Annotated in this window: 13 protein-coding genes; 4 read left to right on the forward strand and 9 right to left on the reverse strand. The window is 63.0% G+C overall.

Going from position 1 to position 13,703, the window contains the following annotated elements; genetic code table 11:
* Positions 1 to 50 precede the first annotated feature (50 nt).
* On the reverse strand, positions 51 to 932 hold the full coding sequence (locus RPG13_RS07640; protein WP_337124780.1) for an NAD(P)-dependent oxidoreductase: 882 nt from the start codon (positions 930 to 932) through the stop codon (positions 51 to 53).
* Positions 933 to 1,073: 141 nt separating this feature from the next.
* Between RPG13_RS07640 and RPG13_RS07645 the strand changes: the two genes are divergently transcribed.
* The gene (locus RPG13_RS07645; protein ID WP_095484515.1) at positions 1,074 to 1,397 is read left to right on the forward strand and encodes a winged helix-turn-helix transcriptional regulator; all 324 of its coding nucleotides are present in this window, start codon (positions 1,074 to 1,076) and stop codon (positions 1,395 to 1,397) included.
* 38 nt (positions 1,398 to 1,435) lie between these two features.
* On the opposite strand, the gene RPG13_RS07650 is transcribed toward RPG13_RS07645, so the two are convergent.
* Positions 1,436 to 2,575 (reverse strand): LacI family DNA-binding transcriptional regulator, encoded by a 1,140-nt coding sequence (locus tag RPG13_RS07650; protein ID WP_337124781.1) that lies wholly within the window; start codon positions 2,573 to 2,575, stop codon positions 1,436 to 1,438.
* 576 nt (positions 2,576 to 3,151) lie between these two features.
* Here RPG13_RS07650 and RPG13_RS07655 point away from each other — a divergent pair.
* From RPG13_RS07655 to RPG13_RS07665, 3 genes are all read left to right on the forward strand, one after another.
* Positions 3,152 to 4,114 carry a sugar-binding protein gene (locus RPG13_RS07655; RefSeq protein ID WP_126104029.1) on the forward strand — a complete coding sequence of 321 codons (963 nt, stop codon included), beginning with the start codon at positions 3,152 to 3,154 and terminating at the stop codon, positions 4,112 to 4,114.
* A 202-nt stretch (positions 4,115 to 4,316) separates the two neighbouring features.
* Positions 4,317 to 5,861, forward strand: coding sequence for a sugar ABC transporter ATP-binding protein (locus RPG13_RS07660; RefSeq protein ID WP_337126994.1), 1,545 nt, complete (start codon positions 4,317 to 4,319; stop codon positions 5,859 to 5,861).
* Positions 5,862 to 5,906: 45 nt separating this feature from the next.
* Positions 5,907 to 6,902, forward strand: coding sequence for an ABC transporter permease (locus tag RPG13_RS07665; protein ID WP_095484512.1), 996 nt, complete (start codon positions 5,907 to 5,909; stop codon positions 6,900 to 6,902).
* Positions 6,903 to 7,072: 170 nt separating this feature from the next.
* Here the strand turns inward: RPG13_RS07665 and phnN are convergent, their stop codons facing one another.
* From phnN to iolD, 7 genes are all read right to left on the reverse strand, one after another.
* Entirely contained in the window at positions 7,073 to 7,702 is a 630-nt protein-coding gene (phnN, locus tag RPG13_RS07670; protein WP_164547060.1) for a phosphonate metabolism protein/1,5-bisphosphokinase (PRPP-forming) PhnN, read from the reverse strand.
* A complete protein-coding gene (locus RPG13_RS07675) occupies positions 7,699 to 8,838 on the reverse strand; it encodes an alpha-D-ribose 1-methylphosphonate 5-triphosphate diphosphatase (RefSeq protein ID WP_126104027.1) in 1,140 nt (379 codons plus the stop codon). The genes phnN and RPG13_RS07675 overlap by 4 nt, the downstream gene beginning before the upstream one ends.
* Positions 8,839 to 8,918: 80 nt before the next feature.
* Positions 8,919 to 9,626 (reverse strand): DUF1045 domain-containing protein, encoded by a 708-nt coding sequence (locus RPG13_RS07680; RefSeq protein WP_128243734.1) that lies wholly within the window; start codon positions 9,624 to 9,626, stop codon positions 8,919 to 8,921.
* Between the two features lie 154 nt (positions 9,627 to 9,780).
* Positions 9,781 to 10,593 (reverse strand): 5-deoxy-glucuronate isomerase, encoded by an 813-nt coding sequence (gene iolB, locus RPG13_RS07685; protein ID WP_292648344.1) that lies wholly within the window; start codon positions 10,591 to 10,593, stop codon positions 9,781 to 9,783.
* A gap of 6 nt (positions 10,594 to 10,599) precedes the next feature.
* Positions 10,600 to 10,818 (reverse strand): DUF3329 domain-containing protein, encoded by a 219-nt coding sequence (locus RPG13_RS07690; RefSeq protein ID WP_095484506.1) that lies wholly within the window; start codon positions 10,816 to 10,818, stop codon positions 10,600 to 10,602.
* Between the two features lie 47 nt (positions 10,819 to 10,865).
* Positions 10,866 to 11,783 (reverse strand): myo-inosose-2 dehydratase, encoded by a 918-nt coding sequence (iolE, locus tag RPG13_RS07695; RefSeq protein ID WP_095484505.1) that lies wholly within the window; start codon positions 11,781 to 11,783, stop codon positions 10,866 to 10,868.
* Between the two features lie 44 nt (positions 11,784 to 11,827).
* Positions 11,828 to 13,669: a 3D-(3,5/4)-trihydroxycyclohexane-1,2-dione acylhydrolase (decyclizing) gene (iolD, locus tag RPG13_RS07700; RefSeq protein WP_337124782.1), complete on the reverse strand. Its 1,842-nt coding sequence runs from the start codon at positions 13,667 to 13,669 to the stop codon at positions 11,828 to 11,830.
* Positions 13,670 to 13,703 lie beyond the last annotated feature (34 nt).

Consider the following 13,703-nt stretch of genomic DNA (forward strand, 5'->3'; position numbering starts at 1 on the left):
GCTCAGCCAGTCAGAAAGGGCCTTCTCGCAATCCAGGTCGGAGAGGTCACCTATCCGGACTTTCCCAGAAACTGCGATAACGCGGCAAAATCGTCACGTAAGTGGCCAGCTGCAATCGCCCGTTGGAAGATCGCGTCGTAAGCGTTGACGACCGAGCGGTCGATCTTGCGCGCCTCCATCAGCTCCAAGAGATGCTGGAATGCGCCGTAGTGCGGGGAGATCGACGAGAGCGTCTCGTCGTCGCTGGCAAAACGGCCAGCATTCGTCCGCTTGATGAGGTCGACGACAAGCCCGTCAACAACAGGCGCTGTTGCGGTCCACTGCCGTGCCAACTCGCCGAGGTCGATCTCTTCGGCCTGAGACACGGCGATCGCATGGAGCGCTCCGAACAGCGCGCCCCACATGAGAGCAAGCAGCGCGCTATCAAGTGCGTTTGCCCGTCCCGGTTCTTCCCCGACATGCTGGACATTGCCGCCCAACGCACGAAACATCTCCTCGTTCGCGTCGAAAGCCTGCCTTGGCCCCGAGATCAGTATCGTCCCGGCATTTGTGCCGATGAAATCCGGCGTGGCCATGATCGCGCCATCGAGATAGTTGGCTCCGTGCTCGGCAAACCATTCAGCGGCTTCGCGTGCGCCATGCGGCGTTCCCGAAGTGAGTTCCACGATCAGCTTGCCGCGAATAGCTGAAGCAACAGCATCGTCGCGCAGAACTGCGCTTGCCTGGTAGTCGCTTACGTTCACGATGATAATCTCAGCCGCATTGACAGCTTCGAGGACGGACCCCGCGACAGTGGCGCCGAGCGCGGCCAGCGGTTCGGCCTTTTGTTTTGTCCTGTTCCAGACCGTCGTCCGATAACCCGACTGAAGCAGGGAGCGGGCGAGCGCCGATCCCATACGACCCGTCCCCACAACGCTGATTGAAAGCTTCATTGCAACTCTCCATACCAATAGATGCCAATAGGCGCGCGTGGCGTCATGGTTTTGCCGTCACGGGCAGAGGTATGCTGGAGTGAATGGCGCGCACAATACGCACCTGGAGGTAAGTGGTTACCCAACGGTAAGGAGAACATCATGAATAAGCCGACGGCCAATTGCGGCTTCGCAACCGCGATCAAGGCGATCGAAGGGAAGTGGAAAGTGGATATTCTTTGTGAGCTTGGAACGGCGTCTCGCAGGTTCGGCCGGTTGAGGCAGTCGATTCCGGCGATCAGTGAAAAGATGCTGACGCAGCAATTGCGTGAACTGGAGGCCGACGGGCTTGTGAACCGAGAAGTCTATCCGGGATCGCCGACCAAGGTCGTCTATTCGTTGACAGAAAGCGGAGCGGCGCTCAATGCTGGAGCTGAGGCATTATGCCGTTGGGGTGAGCAATTCCCTTCCGGTATCGATGCTTAACGGAACTCCACAATTTTCAGAAGTGGTTTGGTCCATGCTCAGCTGGTTGTCGGACCGTTTGAGCGCGCGGGCGCCACAGCACCGACCGATTCCCGTTCGACCAGCGGGCATTCAAGCTTGGTGATGGGATAGCGGCCCCGGCCGGGCGGTGCGGGAACTTCCAATTGCTCGATCGCCCATTGCCCCATCGCCATATGCGGCAGGATCGACGTCGTCAAAGGCGGGAACAGATGGCGGGCGATTTCCTCGTCGTCATAACCGATAACCGAAATGTCCCCGGGAATGTGCAAGCCGGTTTCCTTGAGCGCTTCGTAGCAGCCGATCGCGGTGCGGTCGTTCTGGCAGAAGATGGCGGTCGGGCGGTCCTTGAGCGCCAGCAGCTTGACGGTCGCCGCGTAACCGGCGCTCGCCGACCAGTCACCCTCGACCACCAGCTCCGCATCGAACGGGATGTCGGCCGTCGCCAGCGCCCGGCGGTAGCCCTTCAGCCGATCCTGCGCTGCCTGCATCCAGGGCTCGCCGGTGATGGTGGCGATGCGGCGGTGGCCATGGCTGATCAAGTGGCGGGTGGAACTCTGGCCGCCGGCGATCTCGCTCGGCACCACGGCGGGGAAGGCGTAGTCGGCGGTGTAGCAATTGAGCAGGATGACCGGGATGTCGAGGCCATAGAGATAATCGGGCGCGACGATCTCGCGCGTGAAGATGGTCATATAGATCAGCGCCGAAATGCCCCGCTTGGTCAGTGCCGCAATGGCGCGCGGCTCCATGACGGAATCACCCAAAGTCTGCGCGACCAGCACGACATTGCCGGCATTCCACGAGGCCTGGCGCGCACCTTCGATGGCGACGACCGCTTCGGGGCTGGTCGCCAGTTGATCGACCGCGAAGCCGATCACCCCGTCCAGCCCCTCGAACGAGGCGACAGGGCCGCGAAGAGCAGAGAAGGCTGGTGGCGCATAGCCGAGACCCCGCGCGGCCTCGATCACCCGTTCGCGGGTCTGCTGCGACAGCCTTATGCCCGGCGTGTTGTTGAGCACGAACGAAACCGTCGCCTGCGAGCAGCCGGCGGCCCTGGCGATGTCCGTCATGGTGACGCGACCCTTGGGGTTTTTCGCAGGGGCCTTTCGGGGCTTGGAGACCTCAGGCGCAGGATCACGCAGATCCGTCGGTTCGTTCATGGCATTGTGTTCCAAATTCCCGGCCTGGCTGATCAGAGGTCGCCTTGGACGTCGTTAAATACGGCAGCACGGCCCGGTGCTTCGCGTTTATAAAACAAGCACTCGATTAATCATTATTACCATTCCTGGCAACCGAATGGCTATCAGCGCGAAGAGAGCAATGTGAGATAGACGCGGTCTTGAAGGGCGAATTCCTCACTTTCTCGCACCATGCGGCAGGCAGCCATTTCGTCAGCGACACCAGGTTCCAAGCAGAAGACTAATACTATTTACTAATAGTCGTAAGCGTTTTAAAGTCAATTTGTCATGCCGGCCCGGGGTCGAACGGGCATGACGGGAAGCAGGCGTGTGGCGCGGCATCCGCGGCTCTTGGACCGGCAAAGCAACGCCACGCAATTACAGAAATGTCAGACAAATCCGACTATACGAACAGCCAATGAGTCTCTAAAGTCCAAAATCGCGGCTGGAATGGCGCCGTTCTTTCGCTGCCAGCACCCCTTGAGGAGGAGGGCGTCCAAGCCGCATTCGACAAAGTTCAGATCAGCGAAAATGACTGAATCAAACGGGAGGTTGAACATGAAATCTGTAATACGAAATGCGTCCGTCGCCGCCGCGGCTTTGGCTCTCGGCCTGTCCATCACGGCAATTGCACGCGCCCAGGACAAACCGACGCTGGCCTTCGTCGTCAACGGCGCTTCCGATTTCTGGAAGGCGGCCGAAGCCGGCGTCAAGAAGGCGCAGGGCGAATTGCCCGACTACGATCTGCAGCTCAAATATCCGGAGCAGTCGTCGGTCGCCATCCAGCAACGGCTGATGGACGATCTGGTGACGGCCGGCGTCAAGGCCATCATGGTTTCGGCAGTCGACCCCAAGACCTCGACCGACGGGCTGAACAAGATCGCCTCGGAGACGGCGCTGTTCACCACCGACAGCGATGCGCCGCAGACCAAGCGGGTCGCCTATATCGGCTCGTCCAATATCGACGCCGGCAAGCAGGCGGCAGAGATCGCCAAGAAGGCGATGCCTGACGGCGGCAAATGCCTCGGTTTCGTCGGCCTGCTCGGCGCCGACAATGCCAAGGAGCGCATCGAAGGCATGAAGGAAGGGCTCGCCGGCAGCAAGATCGAGCTGATCGACGTTCGTGGCGACGACATCGACCAGGCCCGCGCCAAGAAGAACGTCGAGGACGCGCTGGTCGCCAGCCCCGACGTCACCTGCATGGTCGGCTTCTACTCCTACAACACGCCGCGCATCTATGAAGCGCTGCGCGACGCCGGCAAGCTCGGCCAGATCACGGTCGTCGGCTTCGACGACGATCCGATCACGCTGGGCGGCGTCAAGGAAGGCACCGTTGCCGCCACCGTCGTGCAGCAGCCCTTCGAATGGGCCTACCAGGGCATGAAGCTGATGGCCGCCTATCTCAAGGGCGACAAATCGGGCGTTCCCGCCGACGGGCTGATCATCGTGCCGACCAAGATCATCGGCAAGGACGACGTCGACGCCTATGCCGCCAATCTGAAGACAATGGCGGGTAAATAATCGGCGTTGGCGCTGCCCCTCATCCGCCTGCCGGCACCTTCTCCGGTGAACAACGGGGAGAAGCGACAAGCTCCAGCGCTGGCGATCCCCCTCTCCCCGTTCCTCACGGGGAGAGGGTAAGGGTGAGGGGCAGCGCCACGCTGTTGTTGACGGGCCTCGCCAGGCCCGTCAGTCTGTGGCCCACCGGCTGCTGTCAGGCATGATGAATTATTCCGACGCATCCATCAGCGCATCCACGACTGCCCCGTTCCTCAGTCTCGAGGGCGTGCGCAAGACCTACCCCGGCGTGGTTGCGCTGGACGGGTTTTCGATGGAAGTCAGGCCCGGCGAGGTCATCGGCCTCGTCGGCGAAAACGGCGCCGGCAAGTCGACGCTGATGAAGATACTCGGCGGCGTGACCACCCCCGACACCGGCACGATCATCGTCGACGGCGTCGCTCATGACGGGCTGACGGTCGAAGCCAGCATCGGTTCCGGCATCGCCTTCGTCCACCAGGAACTCAACCTGTTCGAAAACCTCGACGTTGCCGCCAACATCTTTTTCGGCCGTGAGCCGTTGCGCGCCGGGCCGCTCAAGCTGGTCGACCGCGCCAGGCTGCGCGCGCTGTCGGCGCCGCTGCTCAAACGCGTGGGCGCCAATTTTTCCGCCGACACGCCGGTATCGGCCCTGTCGCTTGCCCAGCAGCAGATGGTCGAAATCGCCAAGGCGCTGTCGATCGAGGCGCGGCTGGTCATCCTCGACGAGCCGACATCGAGCCTGCCCCTTGCCGAAACCGACAAGCTGCTCGATGTCATCAGGGCGCTGAAGGCGGAGGGCATCAGCGTCATCTTCATCTCGCACCGCCTTCACGAGGTCGAGCGGGTCGCCGATCGCGTTGTGGTGCTGAGGGACGGCATGCTTGCCGGCACGCTGCCGAAGAACGCCATCAATCACGACCAGATGGTCAAGCTGATGATCGGACGCATGCTGAAGGAGAGGGAGAAGGCCGCAGAATCGGCGCGCCCGCCCGGCACCGTCGCCCTGTCGGCCAAGGCCGTTCGCACCAGCGCCTATCCCGATCGGCCGGTCGATCTCGGCGTCAGGCATGGCGAAATCCTCGGGCTGGCGGGTCTTGTCGGCTCCGGCCGCACCGAGCTGGCGCGCGTGCTTTTCGGTATCGAGAAGAGCCTAGGCGGTGCGCTCCAGCTTGATGGAACAGATCTGGTCCTTGGTTCGGCTGCGGACGCGGTCGCCAGCGGTATCTTCCTCGTCCCGGAAGACCGCAAGCTGACCGGCATCCTGCTCGACCTGTCGATTGCCCAGAATATTTCGCTCCCCAATCTGCCGGCGCATGCCCGGCGGTTCCTGGTTTCTGCCGGCGCCGAAGCCGTCACCGCCGAGAAGCAGAAACGCAATCTCGGCATCAAGGCGCCCTCGGTGGCGACGCGCACCGGCACGCTGTCCGGCGGCAACCAGCAAAAGGTGGTGCTTGCCAAATGGCTGGCCATGCACCCCAAGGTGATGATCCTCGATGAGCCGACACGCGGCATCGATATCGGCGCCAAGGCCGAAATCTACGGGCTGATGCGGGCGCTGGCCGATGCCGGCGTCGCCGTGCTGATGATCTCGAGCGACATGGAGGAGGTGATCGGCGTCTCCGACCGCATCGCCGTCATGCATGAGGGCCAGATCTCAGGCATTCTCGACAAGGAGCAATTCAGCCAGGAAAACGTGCTGCTGCTGGCGGTTGGCAAACAGCCGAAATAGCTTTTTGTTTTGGCGCGGGTTCTAGGCAGGCATTGGGAGAAGACGATGAGCAAGAAAGATCTCGGCCTGCTGATCCTGATCCTTGTGGTGGGAGCGGTGGTGGCGATCATCAATCCGCGTTTCCTGCTGCCGATCAACCTCGCCAACACGTCGAACCTGATCGGGCTGTTCGGCATCCTGGCGATCGGCCAGGCCTTCGTCATCATCACCGGCGGCATCGAATTGTCGGTCGGCTCGGTGGTCGCGCTGCTCGGCGTCCTGTTCGTCGATTTCATCGCGACGCGCGGCATGGCATGGCCGGTGGCGCTGCCGCTGATCCTCGTGCTCGGCGGCCTCATCGGGCTGGCACATGGCTGGCTGATCACGCGGCTCAAATTGCAGCCTTTCGTGGTGACGCTCTGCGGCCTGCTGATCTACCGCGGCGTGGCGCGGTTCTACACAGCCGACGGCACCGCCGGCTTCGCCTTCGGACAGAACTTTCCGGAGCTCGAGTTCCTGACCGCCGGGCGATCCTATGGCGTGCCAAACAGCTTCATTGCGCTGATCGTCATCGCAATCGTGACGTGGGTGGTGCTGCACCGCTCGGTGTTCGGGCGCTACCTCTATGCCATCGGCAAAAACGAGGAGGCGGCGAAATATTCGGGCATCCGCACCGGTCGCGTCGTTATCGCCGCCTATGTCATCTGCGGTGTGCTGACGGCGCTGTCGGCGATCTACTTCGCCATGTACACGCGCTCGATCTCGCCGGCGAGCCACGGTCAGTTCTACGAACTCTACGCCATTGCCGCAGCCGTGCTCGGCGGCTTCTCGCTGCGCGGCGGCGAGGGCTCGCTGATCGGCGTCATCCTCGGCACGGTCTTGCTGCAGGAGCTGCAAAACCTCGTCAACCTGCTCGGCATCCCCTCCTCGCTCAACTTCGCGGTGATGGGCGGGGTGATCCTCATCGGCGTGCTGGTCGACCAGCAATGGGGTGTGTTCCGGGAGCGGCGGCTGATGCTGGGGGCAGCCCGCAAGGGCGCGGCTGGTGCTGCCGCCGAATAGTTGCACCGCCTCGTCCTTCTCCCCTTGTAGGAGAAGGTGGCCGAGCTCCGCTCGGCCGGATGAGGGGTGTTCCAGCTTGGCAGGACCGCACTCCGTCCAGCACCCCTCAACCGTCTCGGCGCTGCGCGCCGATCCACCTTCTCCCACAAGGGGAGAAGGTAAGGGGCTGCCTAGATCAAGCCCGACATATCCGAAAAAGCCATGGCCTTGCGCAGCACATCGGCGAAGCGCTCGCCGGCTGCCTCGCGTGGGCCGCTATTGTCGATCGAGGTGACGCCTGGCCCGGACAGCGCCACATTGGCGCTGCGCGCCAGGCGCGCCAGCACCTCGCCGCGCGACTCGCGGCCGCGCATGGCCAATCGCTCGGCCAGGATTTCCGGTGAAGCGGTGATCTCGACGATGGCGAGATTTGCGTAACGCTCGCGTAGAACCGGGATAATGGCGCGGGAGACATTGGCAATGGCGACGCGTCCATTGGCGACCGACCAGTCGACTTCAGCCGGAATGCCGTAGCGCAAACCATGCGCCTCCCAGGAGATGGCGAAGGCGCCATCCGCCTCGGCCTCGACAAAGGCCGCATCGGCCAGCGTGTCGTGATCCTCGCTTGTCGTGTCGCTCGGCCGGGTGATGACCCGGCGCACGAACTCCAGCCTTGTCTCGTCAGCGAAGCGGGTGCGGGCATAGCCGATCACCGTGTCCTTGCCGGCGCCGCTCGGCCCGACAACGGCGACAAAGACACCGTCGCGGATCGGAAACGCCGCGGCCGACAACTCACGCTCGATCAACGCCGACGCCATCATGCGACCCGGCGTCCTTGCCGCCAGACCGTGCGGACGACCGGGACATGGTCGTCGAGACGTACACGCACCAGATCGGCGCGCCGGCCCTGCTCGATGACGCCACGGTCGGTGAGGCCGACTGCTTCGGCCGGGTTCTTCGAGACCATCGCCACCGCCTGAGGCAGGGAAATGCCGTCGACCACGTCGCCGAGAAAAAAGGCCGACTGGATCAGGCTGAAGGGAATGTAGTCGGACGACAGTATGTCGAGCAGCCCGTCGCCGGCGAGTGTGCGGGCTGAAACGTTTCCAGAATGCGAGGCGCCGCGCATGACGTTCGGCGCGCCCATCAGCACGCCAAGCCCTGCTTCTTTCGAGGCCCTGGCGGCTTCTTCTGTAGTTGGGAACTCGGCGACGCGGACACCCTGCTCGATCGCTTCATCGACATGGCCTGTCGTGGCGTCGTCATGGCTGGCGAGCACGATGCCGCGCTGATGGCAGGCGGCGGCGATGAAGGCGCGGTTCGGGCCGGAATTCGTCGCCGATTCCGCCATCCGCTTCTCGCAAAATTGCTGGAATTCGCGATCCGTCAGCTTCAGCTTGCGCTGGTAGTAATAGGCATAGGTTTCCAAGTCGACGAACTGGCGCTGTCCCGGCGCATGGTCCATCAGCGACGCCAGCTTGATCCTGTCATCGCCGTCGAAATGGGCGAAGGCTGCGAGGCAATCCGGCGCCGAAACCTCGCAGCGCAGATGGATGAAATGATCGGCCCGCAGCCGGTCCTGCTGGACGCTGTCCTCGATCGCATCGGCCAGCTTGCGCATGTCGGCCGAATTCATGTCGGCATCGTCGTCCATGCCGACGCGCAAGGCGTCGAGCACGGTGGTGATGCCGGCGGTCGCCACTTGCGCGTCGTGAGCGAGCACCGCGGCGATCGGGTTCCAGCGCACTTTCGGCCGCGGCGCGTAATGGCCTTCGAGGTGGTCGGTGTGAAGCTCGACCAGTCCGGGGATGATGAAATCGCCGCCCATGTCCTCGCCGGTCCGGCCGGCACCGGCATCGATCCCGGTGATCAAGCCGTCGCGCAGCACGATCGATCCTTCGACGATCTCGTCGGCAAGCACGATGCGGGCATTGTTGAGAACGGTCTCGGCGGTCATTTCAGGCAGTCCTTGGAGCATTTTGCAGCCAATTGGAATCGATTGGCGTCGCACAAACGCGGTTAAAAGAGATAGTCATCTCAGGCAGTTTTTCTAGCCGGGCGGCGCCCGAGCGCGTGATGGGAAAGCACCATGAACGGGGCGCCAGGTTCGGTTTCGACAAATAGGGTCAGCGCGTCCACCGGCACCGGCTTTTGCAGGACCTGCGCAAACAGGCTGTCGATTGCTAAGCGAAGACGAGGGCTTTCCTGTGGCGAGGCTCGGCCGGACAGCGTCATATGGAAACGAAAGGTCTCGAAGACATAGGGGTAGCCCCACTGGCAGAGATTGCGGAATTCAGCCGGCTTCAGCGAATCCGGGCTGCGCCGCTCGATTTCCGCCTCGCTCAGCGGCGCGCGAAAACGGTCGAAGTCGCGCACGACGTCGTCGGCGAAGCGGTTGAGCGCCGGCAGTGGTCCTTCCGGCACGAGCGCGAAGAAGCCATCGATCTGGCTGACGACCAGACGCGGGATCATCACCACCGGCGTCGTCTCGGCAAAATCGTCGAGCGCCGCGCGAAGCGAGGCTTCCGTCTCGTTCGAGGCCAGCCGGAAGGGCGCCTTCAGCGTCGCGTGGAAGCCGTAGCGGCGCGCCGAAGCGGTGTGGAAGGCGACTTCCGCCGCCGACAGATCGCCCACGGCCTCGACAGGCCTTGTGGCGGCGCCGAATGGGTCGCGGCCGAGCCAATTGGCGGCGATCCGCGCCAGCGGTTCGTCCTGCCGGGGGGTGAAATAGATAGCGTAGCGCATCGAAAGTCCTCGTCAACTCCCGCTGCCATAGGCGATTTGCATGACGAAATGACGAAGCTGATGATCGCTCCTGATAACAAAGTTGTTCAGGCGGGTCATTAGCCGACGATTTTTTCGCTTTGGGCCAGTTTGCCAACCCGGAAGAGCCGCGCGATCAGCTCTTCATCAGCCATTCGTGCTCAGGCGCGTTGTGGAACTTCCACGTCCGCTTCGGCCCGGCCATGACGTTGAGGTAATAGAGGTCGTAGCCATGGCAGGCGGCACAAGGATGATAGCCCTTTGGCACCAGCACGACGTCGCCGTCCTCGATCGCCATCGCCTCATCGAGCGAACGAGCGCCATTCCTGTCGGCATCCGTGTAGACGCGCTGGAAGGCGAAGCCCTGTGGCGGGTTGAGCCGGTGATAGTAGGTCTCCTCGAGATAGGATTCGGCCGGCAGATTGTCCTGGTCATGCTTGTGCGGCGGGTAGCTCGAGGTGTGGCCGCCGGGCGTGATGACCTCGACCACCAGCAAGGAATCGGCCGGCTTGCCTTCCGGCAGGATGTTGGTGACATAGCGCGTGTTGGTGCCCTTGCCGCGAACCTCCTGGCCGAGTTCCTTCGGCGCAATGACGCGGACCGGCAGGCCGCCGCCAAGCCCAGGCGCCGAGCAGACCGCGAGTTCGACATCGGTGTCGGCGGTCACCGACCAGTCAGAGCCCTGCGGCACATAGACCGACCACGGCTTGCCTTCGAAGGGCGACATGCGTTCGCCGAGCAGGCCGAGATCATTGTCGCCCGCCCTAGCCTTGCCCTTGCCGGTGACGAACACCAGGCAGACTTCGCAGTTCGCGGTCTGCCCGGAGGCTGCCTCACCGGGCCGCAGCCGATGCAGATCGAAACCGACATAGGTCCAGCCGGCGCTTTGCGGCGTCACATGGGCGACGCGGCCATGGCCCTTATCGGCTTTGATGAGCAGTTTCGACATCTAGGGTCATTCCTTCGGTTCGGTGTCGGCCGAAGCCTTGTCCTCGTCGGCCGGCTTGTAGAGATAGAAGAACTGCCACACGGCATAGCCGGTGAAGCCGAGCGCGATCGTGCCCCAGAATGGTGCGCCGGTGGCAAACTCGACCACGGCCCAGACCAGGCAGACCGCGACGATGGCAACGCGCCGCCACAGAGGCCGGAAGAACGGGTGCTCGGAGTCCTTCATCGGATCAACCCCCGCATCGGATCAGCCATTTGCCGGGAATAGTGCATTCAAGCATTGGGGAAGCCCTGTGTTTCAACGGTGTAGCCGGCAGCCGTCATCACCCGCATCAACTCCTTGTAGCCGACTTGTGCCATCTTGAGCGGCGGATTCTTCCTGGGATCCTGCTCGGCCTCGACGACGAACCAGCCTTCATAACCGTAGTTCGCCAGCCTTTCCACAATGGCGCCAAAATCCAGCGAGCCATCTCCCGGCACCGTGAAGGCGCCAAGTGCCACAGCATCGAGGAAGGATTGCTTCTGGCGGTCGAGTTTCTCGATCACCTCCATGCGCACGTCCTTCACATGCACGTGGTTGATGCGTTTGTGATGGTTGTCGATGGCGCGCAGAACATCGCCGCCGGCAAAAGCCAGATGGCCTGCATCGAGCAGCAGTGGAATGCCTTCTCCCGAGTAGCGCATGAATGCGTCGAGTTCGGGCTCGGTCTCGACCACCGCCGCCATATGATGGTGATAGGACAGCGGCATGCCCTGCTCGGCGCACCATTCGCCGAACTGCGTGAGGCGCCTCGCATAGGCTTTCATCTCGTCGTCCGAAAGCTTGGGCTTGGTGGCGAGCGGCTTCGAGCGATCTCCCTGGATGGAGCGGCCCACCTCGCCATAGACGATGCAGGGCGCGTTCACCGCCTTGAACAGATCGATCATCGGCTGGATGCGATCCTTGTTGTCAGCCATGCCTTCGTCGACCAGTGTGCCGGAGAACCAGCCGCCGCAAAGCGTGACGTCGGCCTCTTTCAGGATCGGCAGCATGATCTCCGGATCGCTGGGAAAACGGCGGCCCATTTCCATGCCGGTGAAGCCTGCCGAACGCGACTGCGCCAGGCATTCCTCCAGCGACACATCATCGCTGAGTTCCGCAAGATCGTCGTTCCACCATGCAATGGGGGACATGCCCAGTTTGGCTCTCAAGTCGTTACTCCAGTTCAGGCCTTAGGATCAGCTTCACGGACGGCTTAAGGCCGCCCGCTCAGCGCTTCCTCGTATTTCTTGCGCGCCGCGTTCACTTGCGGGCGCACCGAGACTTCCGGCACGGCGACATCCCACCAGCTTCCACCGGCTTCGGTCGAAACCAGCGGATCGGTGTCGATGACAAGCACAGTGGTCCTGGTATTCTTCCGAGCTTGCGCCAGCGCCGTTTCCAGCCCGGCGATCGACGAAACTTTCTCGGCGATCGCGCCCAGGCTTGCCGCATGCGCGGCGAAGTCGATATCGGGCAGAACCTCGTGGCGGGCGTCCTTCAAGAGATTGTTGAAGTTGGCGCCGCCGGTCGCCATCTGCAGCCGGTTGATGCAGCCATAGCCTCGGTTGTCGAGCAGCACGATGGTCAGCTTGAGGCCGAGCATGACAGACGTTGCGATCTCGGAATTGAGCATCAGATAGGAGCCATCGCCAATCATCACGACGACCTCCTCGTCGGGCTTGGCCATTTTGACGCCAAGCCCGCCTGCGATCTCGTAACCCATGGTCGAGAAGCCGTATTCGGCATGGTAGGAGCCGGGCGCCCCCGCCTGCCAGAGCTTGTGCAATTCGCCGGGCAGGCCGCCGGCGGCATGAAGCAGCGTCACACCGGCGCCCATGGCGCGCTGCACGGCACCGATCACCTGCGCGTCGGAGGGATAGGCGGCATTGGTCGACGCCGTCACCTTGTCGGCATCGGCCTGCCAATCCTTCTTGCCCCTGGCCGCATTGTCGGTCCAGGCGACCGGCGCCTTCCAGTCTTTCAGCGCCGCGCCGAGCTCGGCGAGCCCTTCCGCCGCGTCTGCGACCAGCGGCAGCGCCTGGTGCTTTCCCGCATCGAAAGGCTGGACGTTGAGGCCGATGATGGTTTTGCCGGAATTCTTGAACAGCGCCCAGGAACCGGTGGTGAAATCCTGCAGCCTGGTGCCGACGGCAAGCACGACGTCGGCCTCTTCAGCCAGCCTGTTGGCCGCCGAGGTGCCGGTGACGCCGACCGCCGCCATGTTGAGCGGATGATCGTCCGGCAGCGAGGATTTGCCGCCCTGCGTCTCACAGACCGGGATGCTGGCGTCTTGCACCAGCTTCGCCAATTCACCCGACGCCTGCGAATAGAGCACGCCACCGCCGGCAATCACCAACGGCTTAGTCGCCCCCTTCAGCGCCGCAACCGCAGCCGCGAGTTCTTGGCGGTCCGGACGCGGCCGTCGCTGATGCCAGACCCGTTCGGCAAAGAAGCTCTCGGGGTAATCATAAGCCTCGGCCTGCACGTCCTGGCAGAGCGCCAGCGTCACCGGTCCGCATTCAGCCGGATCGGTGAGCACCTGCATGGCACGGTTGAGCGCCGGGATGATCTGCTCCGGCCGGGTGATGCGATCGAAATAGCGCGACACCGGCCGGAAGCAGTCATTGACCGTCGCGGTGCCGTCGGAGAAATCCTCTGCCTGCTGCAGCACGGGATCGGGGATGCGATTGGCGAAGACGTCGCCGGGGAGAAACAGGACGGGCAACCTGTTTACATGCGCGAGTGCCGCCGCCGTCACCATGTTGAGCGCGCCGGGGCCGATCGAGCTGGTCGCCGCCATGAAGCGGCGGCGAAAATTGGCCTTGGCATAGGCGATCGCCGCATGCGCCATCGCCTGCTCGTTATGGGCGCGGAAGGTCGGCAATTCGTCGCGCACCTGATAGAGCGCCTCGCCGACGCCGGCGACATTGCCATGGCCGAAGATCGCCCAGACTCCGCCGAAGATCGGCATTTTCCTGCCGTCGATCTCGGTCATCTGGCGAGCAAGAAAGCGGGTCAGCGCCTGCGCCATCGTCAGGCGGATTGTCTTGGTCATCTTGTTTTCCTCCGCAGTCCTTATGCCGCGCCTT

The sequence above is a fragment of the Mesorhizobium sp. ISC15 genome (genome assembly GCF_037162615.1).
In the GTDB taxonomy this organism is placed as follows: Bacteria; Pseudomonadota; Alphaproteobacteria; order Rhizobiales; family Rhizobiaceae; genus Mesorhizobium; species Mesorhizobium mediterraneum.

Coding starts and splice junctions, on each gene's coding strand:
- phnN (WP_164547060.1), bottom strand. CDS start 7,702: ATGATGGCGTCGGCGTTGATCGAGCGTGAGTTGTCGGCCGCGGCGTTT.
- RPG13_RS07655 (WP_126104029.1), top strand. CDS start 3,152: ATGAAATCTGTAATACGAAATGCGTCCGTCGCCGCCGCGGCTTTGGCT.
- RPG13_RS07660 (WP_337126994.1), top strand. CDS start 4,317: ATGAATTATTCCGACGCATCCATCAGCGCATCCACGACTGCCCCGTTC.
- RPG13_RS07675 (WP_126104027.1), bottom strand. CDS start 8,838: ATGACCGCCGAGACCGTTCTCAACAATGCCCGCATCGTGCTTGCCGAC.
- RPG13_RS07665 (WP_095484512.1), top strand. CDS start 5,907: ATGAGCAAGAAAGATCTCGGCCTGCTGATCCTGATCCTTGTGGTGGGA.
- RPG13_RS07650 (WP_337124781.1), bottom strand. CDS start 2,575: ATGAACGAACCGACGGATCTGCGTGATCCTGCGCCTGAGGTCTCCAAG.
- RPG13_RS07690 (WP_095484506.1), bottom strand. CDS start 10,818: ATGAAGGACTCCGAGCACCCGTTCTTCCGGCCTCTGTGGCGGCGCGTT.
- iolD (WP_337124782.1), bottom strand. CDS start 13,669: ATGACCAAGACAATCCGCCTGACGATGGCGCAGGCGCTGACCCGCTTT.
- RPG13_RS07680 (WP_128243734.1), bottom strand. CDS start 9,626: ATGCGCTACGCTATCTATTTCACCCCCCGGCAGGACGAACCGCTGGCG.
- iolB (WP_292648344.1), bottom strand. CDS start 10,593: ATGTCGAAACTGCTCATCAAAGCCGATAAGGGCCATGGCCGCGTCGCC.
- RPG13_RS07640 (WP_337124780.1), bottom strand. CDS start 932: ATGAAGCTTTCAATCAGCGTTGTGGGGACGGGTCGTATGGGATCGGCG.
- RPG13_RS07645 (WP_095484515.1), top strand. CDS start 1,074: ATGAATAAGCCGACGGCCAATTGCGGCTTCGCAACCGCGATCAAGGCG.